Origin of the sequence: Streptomyces sp. SudanB182_2057 (assembly GCF_964272715.1) — a bacterium.
Classification (GTDB): domain Bacteria; phylum Actinomycetota; class Actinomycetes; order Streptomycetales; family Streptomycetaceae; genus Streptomyces; species Streptomyces rubradiris.
In genome coordinates, this window is sequence record NZ_OZ186798.1 from 2838377 (window position 1) to 2855028 (window position 16652).

Below are 16652 nucleotides of genomic sequence, written 5' to 3' on the forward strand. Positions count from 1 at the left end.
CCGTTCCTCGTCCGGGAGACTCGCTCGTGACGTCCAAGAAGCCAGCCGCCGGGAACACCGGCGGACAACACCGAGCCGCGCAGGCACAGACCGGGCAGGCCCGAGCCGCGCAGGCCGAAGCGGCGCGGGCCCAAGCCGCGCGGGCGCGGTCCGCGCGGGTGCCCGCGCAGCCGGCGCCGTCCGGGCCGGAGGGCGCCCCCGCCCCGGTGGCGCCCGCCCCCGCGCCCGCCCCCGTCGTCTCCGCGGTCTCCGCCGCCGTGGACGCCGATGACCGGGTGCGGCTGCTGCACGGCACCCACCACGATCCGCACGCCGTCCTCGGCGCCCACCCGGTCCCCGGCGGGGTCGCCTTCCGCGTCTTCCGCCCGTACGCGCGGGCCGTCACCGTGGACTGCGGCGAGCTGCGCGCGCGGCTGCACGACGACGGCGACGGGTTCTTCTCCGGCCTGCTCCCGCTCGCCTCGGTCCCCGCCTACCGGCTGCTCGTGACGTACGACGGCACGGTCCTGGAGACCGAGGACCCCTACCGCTTCCTGCCCACCCTCGGCGAGCTGGACCTGCACCTGATCGGCGAGGGCCGGCACGAGCAGCTGTGGCAGGCGCTCGGCGCCCACGTCGGCACCCACCAGGGCGTCACCGGCACCCGGTTCGCGGTGTGGGCGCCGAACGCGCGGGGCGTGCGGGTCTGCGGCGGATTCAATTACTGGGACGGCACCGGCTTCCCGATGCGCTCGCTGGGCGGCACCGGGGTCTGGGAGCTGTTCGTGCCGGGGATCGGCGAGGGGGAACTGTACAAGTTCGAGATCACCCGGCCGGACGGGTCGCGCACGCTGCGCATCGATCCGCTGGCCCGCCGCACCGAGGTCCCGCCCGCGACGTCGTCCGTCGTGGACGTCTCGCACCACGAGTGGGGCGACGCCGAGTGGCTGGCGCACCGCGCGGACACCCCGGTGCACGAGGCGCCGTTCTCCGTCTACGAGGTCCACCTGCCCTCCTGGCGGCCCGGACTGACGTACCGCGAACTGGCCGACGAACTCACCGCGTATGTACGGGACATGGGCTTCACCCACGTGGAGCTGATGCCGGTCGCCGAGCACCCCTTCGGCGGCTCGTGGGGGTACCAGGTCACCGGGTACTACGCCCCGACGGCCCGCCTCGGCACGCCCGACGACTTCAAGTACCTGGTGGACCGGCTGCACCAGGCCGGCATCGGGGTGCTGATGGACTGGGTGCCGGCACACTTCCCGCGCGACGACTGGGCGCTGGCCGCCTTCGACGGGCACCCGCTGTACGAGCCCCAGGACCCGGCGCGGGCCGCCCATCCGGACTGGGGCACGCTGGAGTTCGACCTCGGCCGGCGGGAGGTGCGCAACTTCCTGGTGGCGAACGCCGTGTACTGGTGCGAGGAGTTCCACATCGACGGGCTGCGGGTGGACGCCGTCGCCTCCATGCTCTACCTGGACTACTCACGGGACTCCGGGCAGTGGACGCCCAACGAGCACGGCGGCCGGGAGAACCTGGACGCGGTGGCCTTCCTCCAGGAGATGAACGCCACCGTCTACCGGCGCTGCCCGGGCGTGGTGACCATCGCCGAGGAGTCCACCGCCTGGGACGGCGTCACCCGCCCCACCCACCACCGGGGCCCGAGCGGCTTCGGCGGGCTCGGCTTCGGCCTGAAGTGGAACATGGGCTGGATGCACGACTCTCTCCAGTACATGAGCCACGACCCCGTGCACCGCAAGTACCACCACCACGAGATGACGTTCTCGATGGTGTACGCCTACAGCGAGAACTACGTCCTGCCGATCTCGCACGACGAGGTGGTGCACGGCAAGGGGTCCCTGGTGTCGAAGATGCCGGGCGACTGGTGGCAGCGGCGCGCGAACCACCGGGCGTACCTGGGCTTCATGTGGGCCCACCCCGGCAAGCAACTGCTGTTCATGGGGCAGGAGTTCGCACAGGGCGCCGAGTGGTCGGAGGCACGCGGCCCGGACTGGTGGCTGCTGGATCCGGGGTACGGCGCGGCGGCGGACCACCGGGGCGTACAGGACCTCGTCCGGGACCTGAACACGGTGTACCGGGCGACCCCGGCGCTGTGGCAGCGGGACACCGATCCGGCGGGGTTCGAGTGGATCGCCGGGGACGCGGCGGACGACAACGTCTTCGTGTTCCTGCGCCGCGCCGCCGACGGCACCCCGCTGCTCGCGGTCTCCCACCTGGCCCCGGTGGTCCGCCCCGGCTACCGCGTCGGGGTGCCGGAGGACGTCCCGGCCTGGGTGGAGGTCCTGAACACCGACGCCACGCGGTACGGCGGCAGCGGCATCACCCACCCGGACCCCCTCAAGCCGGACCCCCACCCCGCCCACGGCCGCCCCACAAGCCTCCACCTGACCCTGCCCCCACTGGCTACGGTGTGGCTGCGGCCGGCGTGAGCCCGGCCGGGAGCGACCCCGTGTGCAGGACGCCCAGGCGTTGGGTGGCGCGGGTCAGGGCCACGTACAGGTCGCTCGTGCCGTAGGTGGCGGGTTCCACGACCAGGACCGAGTCGAATTCGAGGCCCTTGGCCTGGCGGGGGTCGAGGAGGACGACCGTGCGGGTCAGGTCGGGTTCCGCGCCCGCCGTGATCCCGTCCAGGCGCGCGGCCAGGGCACGGTGGAGCTCGCGCGGGGCGATCACCGCCAGCCTGCCCTCCTCGGGGGTGAGTTCGGCGACCGCCTCGGCGACCGCGCCGGGCAGGTCGTCCAGGGCCTGCCGCACCCAGGGCCGTACGCCGGTGGAGCGGACCGAGCTGGGCGGCTCGAAGTCCGGGTGCTCGGCGCGGACCACGGCCGCCGCCAGGTCCATGATCTCGGCCGGGGTGCGGTAGTTGACGCCCAGCCGGGTGTGCTCCCAGCGGTCCTCGACGTAGGGGGCGAGGATGTCCGCCCAGGAGCCGACGCCGGCCGCCTCGGCGGTCTGGGCGGGGTCGCCGACCAGGGTCATCGAGCGGGTCGGGCTGCGCCGCATCAGCAGCCGCCAGGCCATCGGCGACAGTTCCTGCGCCTCGTCCACGATGATGTGCCCGAACGCCCAGGTGCGGTCGGCGGCGGCCCGTTCGGCGGCGCTGCGGTGGTCGGCCTCCTCGTGCCGTTCGGCGAAGCGCTCGGCGTCGATGATGTCGTGCGCGGACAGGACCTCGCTCGCCTCCGGGTCGCTGTCCTCCTTGTCCTCGAACTCGTAGGTCCGGGAGGCGTACGACACGTCGAGCACGCCCTGCGCGTAGGCCACCTGGGTCTCGCGTTCGCGTTCGGCGCGGGCGCGGGCCGACCGGTCGTCCTCGCCGAGGAGTTCGGCCGCCTCGTCCAGCAGCGGCACGTCGGCGACGGTCCAGGCGCGGGTCACCGGGCGGCGGATCGCGTCGGCGTCCTCCTCCGGCAGATAGCCGTCGGGCTCGGCGAGGAAGTCGGCGACCAGCCGCCGCGGGGTGAGCCGCGGCCACAGCCGGTCGACGGCGTCCCAGACCTCGGGGTTCTCGGCGAGTTCGTCGCGGATCTGGGTGATGTCGGAGGCGTCGAGCAGGCTGCTGCCGTCGTAGGGGTCGGTGCCCACGCGCTCGGCGTACAGCTCGGTGAGCGTGTTGAGGATGTAGCCCTCGAAGTGCTCGCGGGCCGCGTTGTGCGGCAGCTTGGCGGCGCGGGTGCGTTCGCGGGCGACGTTCACCAGGCCGTCGTCCAGCATCAGCACCTCCCGGTCGTGCTCGATCGCGATCACCGGGTCCGGCAGGGCCTGCCGGTCGCGGACGACGGCGGCCAGCACCTCGGCCATGTCGGCGCGGCCCTTGACGGCGGCGGCCTCGGGGGTGTCGGCAGCGGTGGCCTTGACCCCGGGGAACAGCTCGCCGACCGTGGCCAGCAGCACCCCTGTCTCGCCGAGCGAGGGCAGCACCTCGCCGATGTAGCCGAGGAAGGCGGGGTTGGGGCCGACGATGAGGACCGCGCGGCGGGCCAGCAGCTCCCGGTGCTCGTAGAGCAGGTACGCCGCCCGGTGCAGGGCCACCGCGGTCTTGCCGGTGCCGGGGCCGCCCTCCACGACCAGCACCCCGCGGTGCGGCGCCCGGATGATCCGGTCCTGCTCGGCCTGGATGGTCTGCACGATGTCGCTCATCCGGCCGGTGCGCGCCGAGTTCAGCGCGGCCAGCAGCACGGCGTCGCCGTTGTGGTCCTCGTGGCCGGTGCGGGTGGCGTCGCCGAGGTCCAGGATCTCGTCGTGCAGGGAGGTGACCGTCCGGCCCTCGGTGGCGATGTGCCGGCGGCGGCGCAGGCCCATCGGGGTGTGGCCGGTGGCCAGGTAGAAGGGGCGGGCGACGTCGGCCCGCCAGTCGATCAGGACCGGGGTGCGCTCGGCGTCGTCCTCGCGCAGCCCGATGCGGCCGATGTGGTGTGTGGTGCCGCCGGCCAGGTCGATCCGGCCGAAGCACAGCGAGCCGTCCACGGCGTTCAGCGCGGCGAGCAGCCCGGAGCGCTCGGCGACCAGGATGTCCCGCTCCAGCCGGGCCTGCATGGGCTTGTCGCCCTGGGCGAGCGCGTCCGTGACGGAGGTCTCGGTCTCGCCGCGCAGGACGTCCACGCGCGCGTACAGTCCGTCGATGAATTCCTGCTCGCCCCGCAATTCATCGTCGGTGAATTCGCTGTTCGACAGATCCGCGTTTGACAATTCCGCTCCCGCCCGCATATACTGTGGTCACTGGACTTCTTCGCGATCTCTTGAAATAGAAGTCGCGAACCACCGAATATACGCAGAGAAATCCCCCGAGCGCAATTGCCCGGGGGATTTTTTCGCGGTCTGCGACTGCTTCACAGCACGTCGGCCAGCTCCTCCAGCAGCCGCCGCTGGGGGCGTGCGCCCACCATCGCCTTCACCGGCTCACCGTCCCGGAACACCATGAACGTCGGCATCGACAGCACCTTGTAGGCGTTCGTGGTCTCCGGGTTGTGGTCCACGTCCAGCTGGACGACCTTGAGCCGCTCGCCCTCCTCGGCCGCGAGCCGGCTGAGCACCGGCGCCATCTGCCGGCACGGCGGACACCAGTCGGCCGTGAACTCCACCAGCACCGGCAGTCCCGCCTCCAGGACCTCCGTCGCGAAGTCCGCGTCCCCCACTTCGGCCACACCCACCGCTTTGCTCATCGCTGCCCTCCCAGTTGGCACACGGGTTCCGGACCTCCCGGAACCAGCGCCTCGGCGGCCAGCTCGTCACGGGCCCGTTCGGCCCGCGCCAGCTGCCCCGCGACCGTCTCCCGCACGGCCGTCAGCTGCCCGATGAGCGCGTCCAGCTCGGCCAGCTTGCTCCGGTAGACGACCAGCGAGGCCGGGCAGGAGTCGCCCTGCGGATGCCCGGCCCGCAGACACTCCACGAACGGCCGGGTCTCCTCCAGGTCGAAGCCGAAGTCCCGCAGGGTGCGGATCTGCGCCAGCAGCCGCAGATCGCCCTCGTCGTACGTCCGGTGTCCGTGGGCGTCGCGCCGGGCCGGCAGCAGCCCCCGGGGCTCGTAGTAGCGCAGGGTGCGGGTCGTGGTTCCGGCCCGTGCGGCCAGCTCGCCGATTCGCATGTCCCCGACGGTACGGGTTGACGTCGGCGTCAACGCAAGACCGGCCGGGACGGCGGTCCCGGCCGGTCTCGCGCTCCTCCGCGCCGGAAGGTCAGGCGGTCCGGCTGTCCGCCAGCTCCTTCTCGGCGTCCTGCCGCTGCGGGCCCGCGGCCTCGCGGCGCGGCAGCAGGACGGCCACCAGGACCGTGCCCACGCCCAGGATCACCGCGCCGACCAGGCTGGTGTGGGCGACCGCGTCGGAGAAGGCGGAGCCGACCGCGTCGGCCATCTGCCGGGCACCGGAGGCCAGCTCGCCGGCCTGCTGCTTGAGCTGCGCGGCCTGCTGCGGGTCGGTCGCCTGCTGGGCCCGCGCGGCGGCCTCGTGCGCCTTCTCGCCGATGCCCTGCGCGACGGCGTACCCGGCGCCGACCGAGTCCTGCGCGGTGTCCAGGGCGCTCGCCGGGAGCTTGCTGCCCTGGGTGGCGTCGGACAGGTGGTCGCTGTAGGAGGTGGCCAGCAGGGAGCCGAGGATGGCGATGCCGAGCGAGCCGCCCAGCTCCAGCGAGGTGTCGTTGACGGCGCCGCCGACGCCCAGTTCCGACTCGGGGAACGCGCCCATGATCGCGTCGGTGCAGGGCGAGAGCGCCAGGCCTATCGCGAGGCCCAGGATGATCAGGGGCGCCACGAAGTCGCCGTACCCGGAGCCCGCGTCCACCCGGGTGAGCAGCGCGAGGGCGACCGTGCCGCCGGCCATGCCCGCGCCGACGGTCCACTTCATGCCGACGCGCGGGGTGAGCAGGGCGGTCAGGGCCGAGCCGACGAAGACCGCGCCGGCCAGCGGCAGCATGCGCACACCGGTCTGCAGGGCGTCGTAGCCGAGGACGAACTGCAGGTGCTGGGTCAGGTAGTAGAAGGCGCCGAAGACGGCCAGGAAGAACAGGGCGACGGCGAGGTTGGAGCCCGCGAAGCGGCGGGCGGTGAAGCGGCGCACGTCCAGGATCGGGCGCGGGTGGCGCAGCTCCCACAGCACGAAGACGACCAGGCCCACGCCGGCGACGACGGCCGCGCCGATCGCCTTGGCGCCCCAGCCGAAGTGCGGGCCCTCGATGATCATGTAGACGAGCGCGGCGGTCCAGATCACCGACAGCACGCCGCCGACGTAGTCGATGCGGTCGTGGTGGCCCGCCTTGGACGGCGGGACGAGGACGAAGGCGGCGATCAGCGCGACGGCCGCGACCGGCACGTTGATCAGGAAGGTGGAGGACCAGCCGTGGTCGCGCAGCAGGGCACCGGCCACCACGGGACCGGCGGCGATGGCGAGCCCGGCGGTGGCGGTCCACAGGGTGATGGCCTTGGCCCGCTCGGCGCGCGGGAAGGTCGCGGCGAGCAGCGACAGCGTGGCCGGCATGATCAGCGCCGCGCCGACGCCCATCACGGCACGGGCCGCGATGACGGTCGCCGCGCTGTCGGCGAGGTAGCCGAAGACGGCTCCGCCGCCGAACACCACCAGGCCGAGGACGAGCGCGCCGCGCCGGCTGTACTTGTCGCCGATCGCGCCGAGCAGCAGCATCAGCGCCGCGTACGGCACCGTGTAGCCGTCGATCACCCACTGCAGGTCGGCGCTGGAGAGCCCAAGGTCCTTCGTCATGTCGGGCGCGGCGACCGTGAGGGCGGTGTTCGCCATCACGATGATCAGCAGGCTCAGGCAGAGCACCAGCAGCGCCCACCATCGCCGGGCGTAGGGGCGCTCCATCCTCTCGACCGGTTCGGTCATGACGAGTCGCATGGCAGGGGTCGCCTTCCTCGGGTACGCGACGGACTTGCACAGTAACGTGCAATTGCACAACAATGTGCAATGTACGACGTTGCACAGGACTGTGCAAGTCCAGTCGGAAAGGGGCGGGAAGGCACAATGACCGCCATGACCACGGGTAACACCAGCCGCGCCGACGCAAACCGGCGCCGCATCCTCGACGTCGCCCTCGCGGAGCTGCTGCGCGACCCCGACGCCTCCATGGACCAGATCGCCCGCGCGGCAGGCGTCGTACGACGGACGGTGTACGGCCATTTCCCGAGCCGCGAGGCGCTGATCAGCACCCTCGTGGACGAGGCGGTGCAGGCGCTGGCGGACGCCGACGCGGCGGGCCGGGCGGGGGTGACGGACCCGGCGGAGGCGGTGGCCCGGTCGGTGCTCGCGATCTGGCAGACCGCCGACCGCTACCGGCTGCTGATCGCGCTGGCCCAGCGGACGGTCACCGTCCAGGGCATCCGCGACCGCCTCGCCCCCCTGCGCGAGTCGAAGGTACGGCTGCTCCAGCGCGGGCTCGACACGGGCGTGTTCCAGTCGCCGCTGCCCGCGCCCGCGCTGGCGTACGTCCACGAGCAGATGCTGTTCGCCCTGATGGAGGCGGTGAACGACGGCCTGCTGGCGGCGGCGCAGGCGGGCCGCTCGGCCACGGTCGCCGTCCTGACCTCGGCGGGCGTACCCGCGCCCCGAGCCATGGAGCTGGTGGCCGAGGTGTCGTAGGAACGCCCGGGGAACGTCGCGGAAGCGCCTCGGAAGCGCCGCACGAGTGCCGTAGGAATGCCTTCACGTGCCGCGGGAGCGCCGTCACGTGCCGTGGGGAATGCCGTGGAAACGCCGTGGTCCGACGGAGAACCGGCCGTCCGGCCCCGGTTCAGGCGGGGCCGGACGGCCGGAGTACGGCGGCGGGCGCTCAGGCCTTGACCAGCCCCTCCTTCCGGGCCGACGGGGTCTCGTCCCCCGACGACCGCCCCTCGTCCAGCAGCGTGGTCTCGTCGAACGGCAGCTCGCCGGCCAGCACCCGGCGCACCCGGCCCTTGTCGATCTCCTTGGTCCACGTCCCGACGAGGACCGTCGCCACCGCGTTGCCCGCGAAGTTCGTCAGGGCCCGCGCCTCGCTCATGAAGCGGTCGATGCCCACGATCAGCCCGACGCCGTCGACCAGGGCCGGCTTGTGCGACTGCAGGCCGCCGGCCAGCGTGGCGAGGCCCGCGCCGCTGACCCCGGCCGCGCCCTTCGACGCCAGCAGCAGGAACAGCAGCAGCGGGATCTGCTCGCCGACCGACATCGGCGTCCCCAGCGCGTCCGCGATGTACAGCGACGCCATGGTCATGTAGATCATCGTGCCGTCGAGGTTGAACGAGTAGCCCGTCGGCACGGTGATGCCGACCACCGGCCGGCTGACGCCCAGGTGCTCCATCTTCGCGATCAGCCGGGGCAGCGCGGACTCCGAGGAGGACGTGGACAGGATCAGCAGGAACTCGCGGGCGAGGTACTTGAACAGCGAGAAGACGTTCAGCCCCGCGACGATCCGCAGCAGCGCGCCCAGCACCAGGAAGACGAACAGGAAGCAGGTGACGTAGAAACCGAGCATCAGCACGGCCAGGCTCTTGAGCGCGTCGACGCCGGCGGAGCCGACCACGGCCGCGATCGCGCCGAACGCGCCGAGGGGCGCCGCCCACATCACCATCGACAGGATGCGGAAGACGAGCCGCTGGAGGTGCTCGATCCCGCGCAGCACCGGCTGCCCGGCCCGGCCCATGGCCTGGAGCGCGAACCCGGCGAGCAGCGCCACCAGCAGCGTCTGGAGCACCTCGCCCTGGGTGAACGCGGACACGAACGTGTCCGGGATGATCGACAGCACGAAGTCCACCGGCGGCAGCGCGTCGCTCTCCACCTGGGCGTGGCCGCTCTTGCGGAGCGCCTCGGTCAGGTGCAGCCCGTCGCCGGGGTGCAGCACATTGCCGACCACGAGACCGATGGCGAGCGCGACGACCGACATCACCAGGAAGTAGCCGAGGGCGATGCCGCCGACGGCACCGACCTTCGCGGCTTTCCGCACCGAACCGATACCGAGCACGATCGTGCAGAAGATGATCGGCGAGATCATCATCTTGATCAGGTTCACGAAGCCGGTGCCCAGCGGCTTCAGCTCCACCGCCGCGTCGGGCCAGATCAGGCCCACGGCGATACCGAGCGCGACCGCCGCGATGACGGCGATGTACAGGTAATGGGTCCGATCCCGCTGGGCGCGGGGTGCGGCAGATGCCGTATCGGCGGGGCTGGCGGCCACGACTGCCCTCCTTGACGTCTTCGTCGGTGAACAACCGGCGTGCGGCTCACGTCCGGGCGTTGTTGGGAACGCCGTGACTATCTCCCGGCCTGTGAGGGCGGTCACCCTTCCGTTCATTTAGTTCACGATCGGACGGAGAGGCACACTGCTGGCATGCGTCTGCCCGCCCTCCCCCGACCCCGCAGCCTGGCCGGCCAGCTGTTCGCCATGCAGGCCGTGCTGATCGCGGTGGTCGTGGCCGGGTACGCGCTCTTCACCTACGTCAGCGACCGGCGGCAGGCCGAGGACTCCGCCGCCCGGCAGGCCACGGCGGTGGCCCGGTCGGTCGCCGACGCCCCCTCGGTCCGCGCGGCGATCCGCGAACCGGACCCCACGGCCCGGCTGGAGCCGTACGCCCTCCAGGTCACCCGGGACGCCAACGTCGACTTCGTGACGATCATGGACCCGTCCGGCATCCGCTGGACCCACCCGGACCGCGCGCAGATCGGCAGACGCTTCCTCGGCACCATCGGGCCCGCCCGGCAGGGCCGTACCTTCACCGAGACCTACACCGGCACGCTCGGCCCGTCCGTCCGCGCGGTCACCCCGGTCACGGACGGCGGCCGGGTCGTCGGGCTGGTGAGCGCCGGCATCAAGGTCGAGACGATCAGCGCCCGGATCCAGGACCAGGTCACGGCGCTGCTCGGGGTGGCCGGCGGGGCGCTGGTGCTGGGCGCGGTCGGCACCTATGTGATCAACGCCCGGCTGCGCCGCCACACCCACAACATGAACGCCACCGAGCTGAGCCGGATGCACGACTACCACCAGGCCGCGCTGCACGCGGTCCGGGAGGGGCTGCTGATGCTCGACGGCCAGTACCGGGTCGCGCTGGTCAACGACGGCGGCCGGGAGCTGCTCGGGCTCGGCGGCACCCCGGACGCGGACCTGATCGGCCGCTCGGTGGCCGGGCTCGGCCTGCCGGCCCCGCTGACCGGCGCGCTGCTGTCCTCCGAGCCCCGGGTGGACGAGGTGCACCTGACCGCGTCCCGGGTACTGGTGGTGAACACCTCCCCGGTGTCCGGGGGCGAACGCCGGGGCACGGTCGTGACGCTCCGGGACGTGACCGAACTCCAGTCCCTGATGGGCGAGCTGGACTCGGAGCGGGGCTTCACGCAGGCGCTGCGCTCGCAGGCGCACGAGGCCGCGAACCGGCTGCACACGGTGGTGTCGCTGATCGAGCTGGGCCGGGCCGAGGAGGCGGTGGAGTTCGCCACGGCCGAGCTGGAGCTGGCCCAGGCCCTCACCGACCAGGTGGTGGCGGCGGTGAGCGAGCCGGTGCTGGCCGCGCTGCTGCTGGGCAAGACCGCCCAGGCGCACGAACGGGGCGTGGAGCTGGTGGTCTCCCCGGACAGCCGCCTGGACGACGGCCTGCTGCCGGCCGAGCTGCCGGCGCGGGACCTGGTCACCATCCTCGGCAACCTGATCGACAACGCGGTGGACGCGGCCCAGGGCAGCGTCCGGGCCCGGGTGACCGTGACGGCGTACGCTTCGGGCGCCGAGCTGGTGCTCCGGGTGTCGGACACCGGCCCCGGTGTCGACCCCGCGCACGCCGGCCTGGTATTCCAGCGGGGGTTCTCCACCAAACCGGCCGGACCGGGCGGGCGGGGACTCGGGCTGGCCCTGGCCCGGCAGGCGGTGACCCGCCAGGAGGGCACGCTGACGGTGACGGGGCCCGGCGAGGACGGCGAGGACGGAGCGGTGTTCGAGGTGCGGTTGCCGCTGCGGGCGTCCGTGAGCGGCGGGGGGTGCGCGTCGCCGGGCGGTGGACGCGCGCCCGCGGACGACGGTTCCGCGCCTGCGGGCGGTGACGGTTCCGCGTCCTCGGACGGCGATGGATACGCGTCCCCGGGCCACGGATCCGCGTCTACGAGTGACAGGTCCGTGCCTCTTGCCGGTGGCGGACACACGCCTTCGGGCGACGGGTCCGCATCTCCGGGCGGCGGACACTCCTCGCCTGGCTACGGAGCCGTGTCCCCGGGCGACGGCGGTCGCGCATCCCTCGGTGACGGAGCCGTATCCCCGGCCGACGGCGGACGCCTTGGCGGCGGCGGATGACGGACGAACGGCAGCCCATCCGCGTCCTCGTCGTCGAGGACGACCCGGTGGCCGCCGACGCGCACGTGATGTACGTCGGCCGGGTGCCGGGGTTCGTCGCGGTCGGGAAGGCGCACACGGGCGCGGAGGCCCGGCGGATCCTGGACCGCACCCCGGTGGACCTGCTCCTGCTGGACCTGCACCTGCCGGACGTGCACGGCTTGCAGCTGGCCAGGTCGCTGCGGGCGGGCGGACACCACGCGGACGTGATCGCGGTGACCTCGGCACGGGACCTGGCGGTGGTGCGGGAGGGCGTCTCGCTGGGCGTCGTCCAGTACGTCCTGAAACCGTTCACGTTCGCGACGCTGCGGGACCGGCTGACGCGCTACGCCGAGTTCCACGCGGCGGCGGGCGAGGCGAGCGGCCAGGACGAGGTGGACCGGGCCCTGGCGGCCCTGCGCGCCCCCACGCCGGCCGCCCTGCCGAAGGGCCTGAGCGCACCGACGCTGCAACGGGTGACGGGCGCGCTGCGGGAGGCGCCGGACGGGCTCACGGCGGCCGGGCTGGCCGAGGCGGTGGGCATCTCCCGGATCACGGCCCGCCGCTACCTGGAACACCTGGTGGACACGGGCCGCGCCGCCCGGAGCCCGCTGTACGGGCAGGTGGGCCGGCCGGAGCTGGTGTACCGGTGGGTTCCGCAGGGCGTTGAGGGGCGTTGAGGGGCGTTGAGGGCCGCGGCGCGGGTGCGGGCCCCGGCTCCCTCCGCTCGGGTGCGGCGGGCCGGGCGGTGCTCAGGGCGGCCCGGCCGGGGCGCTATCACCCCGCAGACGCATTGACCTGACCGGACCAGCGCTCTTACCTTCACACGGCAGTCATCTCCGCGCCACCCCCACGTGCGCTCAGGAGGTCATGCCCGTGCGCCCCACCGCCGCCCTCTCCGCCCTCCTCTCCGCCGCTCTCTCCGTCACCGCGCTCGCCGCCTGCGGCAGCGGTTCCGGCCGCGGCCCGGACACGGTCAAGGTGTCGTACAAGCAGTCCACCGACAACTCCGTCAAGGTGGCGGACACCTACCTGGCCGCCGTGAAGAGACAGTTCGAGCGCGAACACCCCGGCAAGAAGGTGGAGTTCGTGCCGATCAAGGCGCCGGACGCGGAGTACTACACCAAGCTCCAGCAGATGCTGCGCTCCCCGCGCACCGCCCCCGACCTGGTCTACGAGGACACCTTCCTCATCAACTCCGACATCACCAGCGGGTACTTGAGACCGCTCGACGCCTATCTGGCCAAGTGGCCGGACTGGAAGCGGTTCATCGGCAGTGCGAAGGCGGCGGCGAAGGGCCGGGACGGGAAGACGTACGGGGTGCCGGACGGCACGGACACCCGCGGACTCTGGTTCGACAAAAGGGTGTTCAGGAAGGCGGGCCTGCCACCGGACTGGCAGCCGCGGAACTGGGAGGACGTCCTGTCCGCCGCCCGCACCATCAAGCGGAAGGTCCCCGGCGTCGTCCCGCTCAACGTCTACACCGGCAAACCGGCGGGCGAACGGGCCACGATGCAGGGGTTCCAGATGCTCCTGTACGGCACGGGCGACGGCTCCTTCGACCCGCTGTACGACGACACCGCCGGCAAGTGGGTCGTCGGGTCCCGGGGCTTCAGGGACGCGCTGACGTTCGTGGAGACCGTCTACCGGGAGAAGCTCGGCCCCGACGTCTCCGACGCCCTCGATCCGAACTTCAACACCACCGTCAACGGCGAACTCCTCCCCCAGGGCAAGCTCGGCATCGCCCTCGACGGCTCCTGGCTGCCGCAGACCTGGCAGCCGGGCAGCGGGCACCCCTGGCCCGACTGGTCCCGGCAACTGGGGCTCGCCGCCATGCCCACCCAGCACGGCCAGGCGCCCGGCAAGGTGAGCATGTCCGGCGGCTGGACCTGGGCCGTCCCGGCGAAGGCGGCCAACCCCGGCCTCGCCTTCGAGTTCGTCAAGACGCTCCAGACGAAGGACAACGCCCGTAAGTGGTACATCGCCAACTCGGGCATCGCCGTACGCGAGGACGTCGCCGCCGACCCCGCCTACACCGGCGCCCAGCCCGGCCTGCGGTTCTTCACCGGCCTGGTGGCCCACACGCACTACCGGCCCGCGTACCCGGCCTACCCGAAGGTGTCGACCGCGATCCAGGAGGCCATGGAGGGCGTCACGACCGGTGACCTGTCCGTGGCTCAGGCGGCGAGCGGCTACGACGCCACCGTCGAGGACGTCACCGGCGGCCGAGTGGTCCGCAAGTGAGGCGCGGGCACCCGGCCGTCCGGGCCCTCCCGCTCGTTCCCGCGCTGGCCGTGCTGCTGCTCTTCCTCGCCGGGCCGATCGCCTACTGCGTCTGGATCGCCTTCACCGACCTCCAGCTCACCGGCCAGGCCCACTCCTCCTTCACCGGCCTCGCCAACTTCCGCCGGGCCTTGAAGGACGACGCGTTCCTGAACGCCGTCTGGCTGACCCTGGTGTTCACGGTGCTGTCCTCGCTCGTCGGGCAGAACACCCTCGGGCTCGCGCTGGCCGCGCTGATGAAGCGCGCCTCGAAACCCGTCCGCACCCTCACCGGCGGGGTGGTGATCACCGCGTGGGTGCTGCCGGAAGTGGTGGCCGGGTTCCTGCTGTACGCGTTCTTCCGCCGCGAGGGCACGCTGAACGCCGTCCTGGACTGGCTGCACCTGCCCCGGCAGAACTGGCTGTTCACGCTGCCCATCCTCGCCGTGTCCTTCGCCAACGTCTGGCGCGGAACGGCGTTCTCGATGCTGGTGTACTCCGCCGCGCTGGACGAGATCCCCGCCGAGATCACCGAGGCCGCCGAGGTGGACGGGGCCGGCGGCTGGCGGCGGCTGTGGCACATCACGCTGCCGATGATCCGCCGCTCCATCGGCACCAACCTGATGCTCAACACCCTGCAGACGCTCTCCGTCTTCGGGCTGATCTGGGTGATGACGCGGGGCGGGCCCGGCGACCGCAGCCAGACCCTGCCGCTGTTCATGTACGAGCAGGCGTTCCAGAACAGCATGATCGGGTACGGCACGGCGGTCGCGCTGCTCCTGCTGCTGGTCGGCTCCCTGTTCTCCGTGGTCTATCTGCGGCTGCTGCGGACGGAGGTCTGATGCCCCGCCAGCACGCTTCCCGCCAACACGCCTCCCGCAGACGCGGCTCCCCCGGACACGCCTCCCACGGACACACCACCCGCAGACGCGTCTCCCCCCGTCGTCCGTCCCGTCGGCGCGCCACCCGGCGGATCGCCGCCGACCTCGCGCTGCTCGCCCTGGCCGCCGCCTTCGCGCTGCCGCTGGCCTGGGTGCTGCTGTCCGCCGTGGACCCGGGCGCCGGCCTGCGGGTGCGGATCCCGGACGGGCTCACCCTGGACAACTTCCGCGCGGTCCTCACCCCCGACATCACCTACACGCCGCTGCTCAACAGCCTGCTGCTGTGCGGGGGCGGCACGGCGCTGACCGTCGGCTGCGCCGCCCTCGCCGCGTACCCGCTGTCCCGGTTCTCCTCCCGGCTGAACCGGCCGTTCCTGCTGACCGTCCTGTTCGCGACCAGCCTGCCCATCACGGCGATCATGGTGCCGGTGTACGCCCTGTTCGTCCGGGTGAACCTGATCGACACCCTCCAGGGCACCGTCTTCTTCTTCGCCGCCTCCCAACTCCCCTTCGCCATCTGGCTGATGAAGAACTTCATGGACGGCGTACCGAGGGAGCTGGAGGAGGCGGCCTGGACGGACGGGGCCTCGGCCGCGCAGTCGCTCATCCGGATCGTGCTGCCGCTGATGGGGCCGGGGCTGGCCGTGGTGACCGTGTTCTCGTTCGTGATGATGTGGGGGAACTTCTTCGTCCCGTTCATGCTGCTGCTCAGCCCGGACCGGATGCCGGCCTCGGTGAGCGTCAACGACTTCTTCGGCAACCGGGGCATGGTGGCCTACGGCCAGCTCGCCGCGTTCTCCGTGCTCTACTCGACGCCCGTGATCCTGCTGTACGTCCTGGTGGCCCGGCGGCTGGGCGGCGGGTTCGCGCTGGGCGGGGCCGTGAAGGGGTGATGCCGTGCGGCCGGGTGACACCGGGTGCCGGGGTGGTCCCGGTGATCACCCCGTACGTTCCTACGATCCGTGATCTCGGCGGAACCGACCGTGGTCAGGGCTCCCGCGCGCCCCTACGTTGTGCGGGGTGCGCCCACCCTCAGCCCGACCGAACCCCCCGGCTCCCCCGTTCGACGCCCCGGCCGCCCGCCGGCTCCGCGCCGCGCTCGGCATGGGGCCCGAGCACGTCGCATACGGAATGCGCGTCTCGTACGGGCTGCCGTACGTCACCGCCGACCTCGTAGTCGCGTGGGAGCGCGGCACGCTCTCCCCCGGCAACCCCGAACTCACCGCGCTGGCGGGCGTGTTGTGGTGTTCTCCGGGTGAGCTGATCAGCCGGCCGCGGACCCTGCGCGAGCACCGCGTCGCCCGGAACGTGGCGCCCGAGGACGTCGCCCACGCCGTCGGCATGGACCTGCGCGCGTATCTGAGGGCGGAGGAGAGCGGGGTGTGGCGGGGCAGCGAACGCCAGTCGGCCGCGCTCGCGCGGATCCTGCGGCTGGCGCTGCCCGACTTCGTCGGCGTCACCGGCCGCGAGGCGAAGCTGGCGGAGCTGCTGCGCAGCGCGGTGACGACCCGCTGGCAGGCGTATGTGCGGCCGCTGCTGAAGCTCGTCCCCCTGGACAGGGACGTCCTGGAGCCGGTCCTGCGGGAGCTGCACCAGGACTACCAGGGGCACATGGCCGCCACCCTCGGCTGGGGCGGCGGCAGCCGGAGCGCCGGCGAACCGGGACAGCGGTTCCTGGACACGGTCGTGGAGGCCTTCTGGCGGTCCGTGACGGACCGGACCGCCTGACGGACG

13 protein-coding genes are annotated in these 16652 nt (G+C 72.6%); 8 read left to right on the forward strand and 5 right to left on the reverse strand.

Annotated elements, in window-relative coordinates; translation table 11 throughout:
* Positions 1–26: 26 nt before the first annotated feature.
* Entirely contained in the window at positions 27–2432 is a 2406-nt protein-coding gene (gene glgB, locus ACSURM_RS11995) for a 1,4-alpha-glucan branching enzyme (RefSeq protein WP_436954997.1), read from the forward strand.
* Here the strand turns inward: glgB and ACSURM_RS12000 are convergent.
* From ACSURM_RS12000 to ACSURM_RS12015, 4 genes are all read right to left on the reverse strand, one after another.
* On the reverse strand, positions 2407–4710 hold the full coding sequence (locus ACSURM_RS12000) for a HelD family protein (protein WP_436954998.1): 2304 nt from the start codon (positions 4708–4710) through the stop codon (positions 2407–2409). The genes glgB and ACSURM_RS12000 overlap by 26 nt on opposite strands.
* A gap of 122 nt (positions 4711–4832) precedes the next feature.
* Positions 4833–5165, reverse strand: coding sequence for a thioredoxin family protein (locus tag ACSURM_RS12005; protein WP_436954999.1), 333 nt, complete (start codon positions 5163–5165; stop codon positions 4833–4835).
* Complete coding sequence (locus ACSURM_RS12010; RefSeq protein WP_436955000.1) at positions 5162–5587, reverse strand: MerR family transcriptional regulator; 426 nt, start codon at positions 5585–5587, stop codon at positions 5162–5164. The genes ACSURM_RS12005 and ACSURM_RS12010 overlap by 4 nt, the downstream gene beginning before the upstream one ends.
* A gap of 91 nt (positions 5588–5678) precedes the next feature.
* Positions 5679–7352, reverse strand: coding sequence for an MFS transporter (locus ACSURM_RS12015; RefSeq protein WP_436955001.1), 1674 nt, complete (start codon positions 7350–7352; stop codon positions 5679–5681).
* A 126-nt stretch (positions 7353–7478) separates the two neighbouring features.
* Between ACSURM_RS12015 and ACSURM_RS12020 the strand changes: the two genes are divergently transcribed.
* Complete coding sequence (locus ACSURM_RS12020; RefSeq protein ID WP_436955002.1) at positions 7479–8093, forward strand: TetR/AcrR family transcriptional regulator; 615 nt, start codon at positions 7479–7481, stop codon at positions 8091–8093.
* 190 nt (positions 8094–8283) lie between these two features.
* On the opposite strand, the gene ACSURM_RS12025 is transcribed toward ACSURM_RS12020, so the two are convergent.
* Positions 8284–9663: a cation:dicarboxylate symporter family transporter gene (locus ACSURM_RS12025; RefSeq protein ID WP_436955003.1), complete on the reverse strand. Its 1380-nt coding sequence runs from the start codon at positions 9661–9663 to the stop codon at positions 8284–8286.
* Positions 9664–9816: 153 nt separating this feature from the next.
* Here ACSURM_RS12025 and ACSURM_RS12030 point away from each other — a divergent pair, with 153 nt between their 5' ends.
* The 6 genes from ACSURM_RS12030 (at position 9817) to ACSURM_RS12055 (ending at position 16646) form a co-directional block, all read left to right on the forward strand.
* A complete protein-coding gene (locus tag ACSURM_RS12030) occupies positions 9817–11757 on the forward strand; it encodes a sensor histidine kinase (protein WP_436955004.1) in 1941 nt (646 codons plus the stop codon).
* Complete coding sequence (locus ACSURM_RS12035) at positions 11754–12455, forward strand: response regulator (protein ID WP_436955005.1); 702 nt, start codon at positions 11754–11756, stop codon at positions 12453–12455. Before ACSURM_RS12030 ends, ACSURM_RS12035 begins: the two co-directional genes overlap by 4 nt.
* A 190-nt stretch (positions 12456–12645) precedes the next feature.
* Positions 12646–14019, forward strand: coding sequence for an extracellular solute-binding protein (locus tag ACSURM_RS12040; protein ID WP_436955006.1), 1374 nt, complete (start codon positions 12646–12648; stop codon positions 14017–14019).
* Positions 14016–14879, forward strand: coding sequence for a carbohydrate ABC transporter permease (locus ACSURM_RS12045; protein WP_436955007.1), 864 nt, complete (start codon positions 14016–14018; stop codon positions 14877–14879). The genes ACSURM_RS12040 and ACSURM_RS12045 overlap by 4 nt, the downstream gene beginning before the upstream one ends.
* The gene (locus tag ACSURM_RS12050; RefSeq protein ID WP_436955008.1) at positions 14879–15811 is read left to right on the forward strand and encodes a carbohydrate ABC transporter permease; all 933 of its coding nucleotides are present in this window, start codon (positions 14879–14881) and stop codon (positions 15809–15811) included. Before ACSURM_RS12045 ends, ACSURM_RS12050 begins: the two co-directional genes overlap by 1 nt.
* 127 nt (positions 15812–15938) lie before the next feature.
* Positions 15939–16646 carry a helix-turn-helix domain-containing protein gene (locus tag ACSURM_RS12055; RefSeq protein WP_436955009.1) on the forward strand — a complete coding sequence of 236 codons (708 nt, stop codon included), beginning with the start codon at positions 15939–15941 and terminating at the stop codon, positions 16644–16646.
* Positions 16647–16652 lie beyond the last annotated feature (6 nt).

Excerpts from the sequence above, each read along its gene's own strand:
- ACSURM_RS12020 (WP_436955002.1), top strand. The coding sequence starts at position 7,479 with ATGACCGCCATGACCACGGGTAACACCAGCCGCGCCGACGCAAACCGG.
- ACSURM_RS12030 (WP_436955004.1), top strand. The coding sequence starts at position 9,817 with ATGCGTCTGCCCGCCCTCCCCCGACCCCGCAGCCTGGCCGGCCAGCTG.
- ACSURM_RS12040 (WP_436955006.1), top strand. The coding sequence starts at position 12,646 with ATGCCCGTGCGCCCCACCGCCGCCCTCTCCGCCCTCCTCTCCGCCGCT.
- ACSURM_RS12035 (WP_436955005.1), top strand. The coding sequence starts at position 11,754 with ATGACGGACGAACGGCAGCCCATCCGCGTCCTCGTCGTCGAGGACGAC.
- ACSURM_RS12010 (WP_436955000.1), bottom strand. The coding sequence starts at position 5,587 with ATGCGAATCGGCGAGCTGGCCGCACGGGCCGGAACCACGACCCGCACC.
- ACSURM_RS12005 (WP_436954999.1), bottom strand. The coding sequence starts at position 5,165 with ATGAGCAAAGCGGTGGGTGTGGCCGAAGTGGGGGACGCGGACTTCGCG.
- ACSURM_RS12050 (WP_436955008.1), top strand. The coding sequence starts at position 14,879 with ATGCCCCGCCAGCACGCTTCCCGCCAACACGCCTCCCGCAGACGCGGC.
- ACSURM_RS12015 (WP_436955001.1), bottom strand. The coding sequence starts at position 7,352 with ATGCGACTCGTCATGACCGAACCGGTCGAGAGGATGGAGCGCCCCTAC.
- ACSURM_RS12000 (WP_436954998.1), bottom strand. The coding sequence starts at position 4,710 with ATGCGGGCGGGAGCGGAATTGTCAAACGCGGATCTGTCGAACAGCGAA.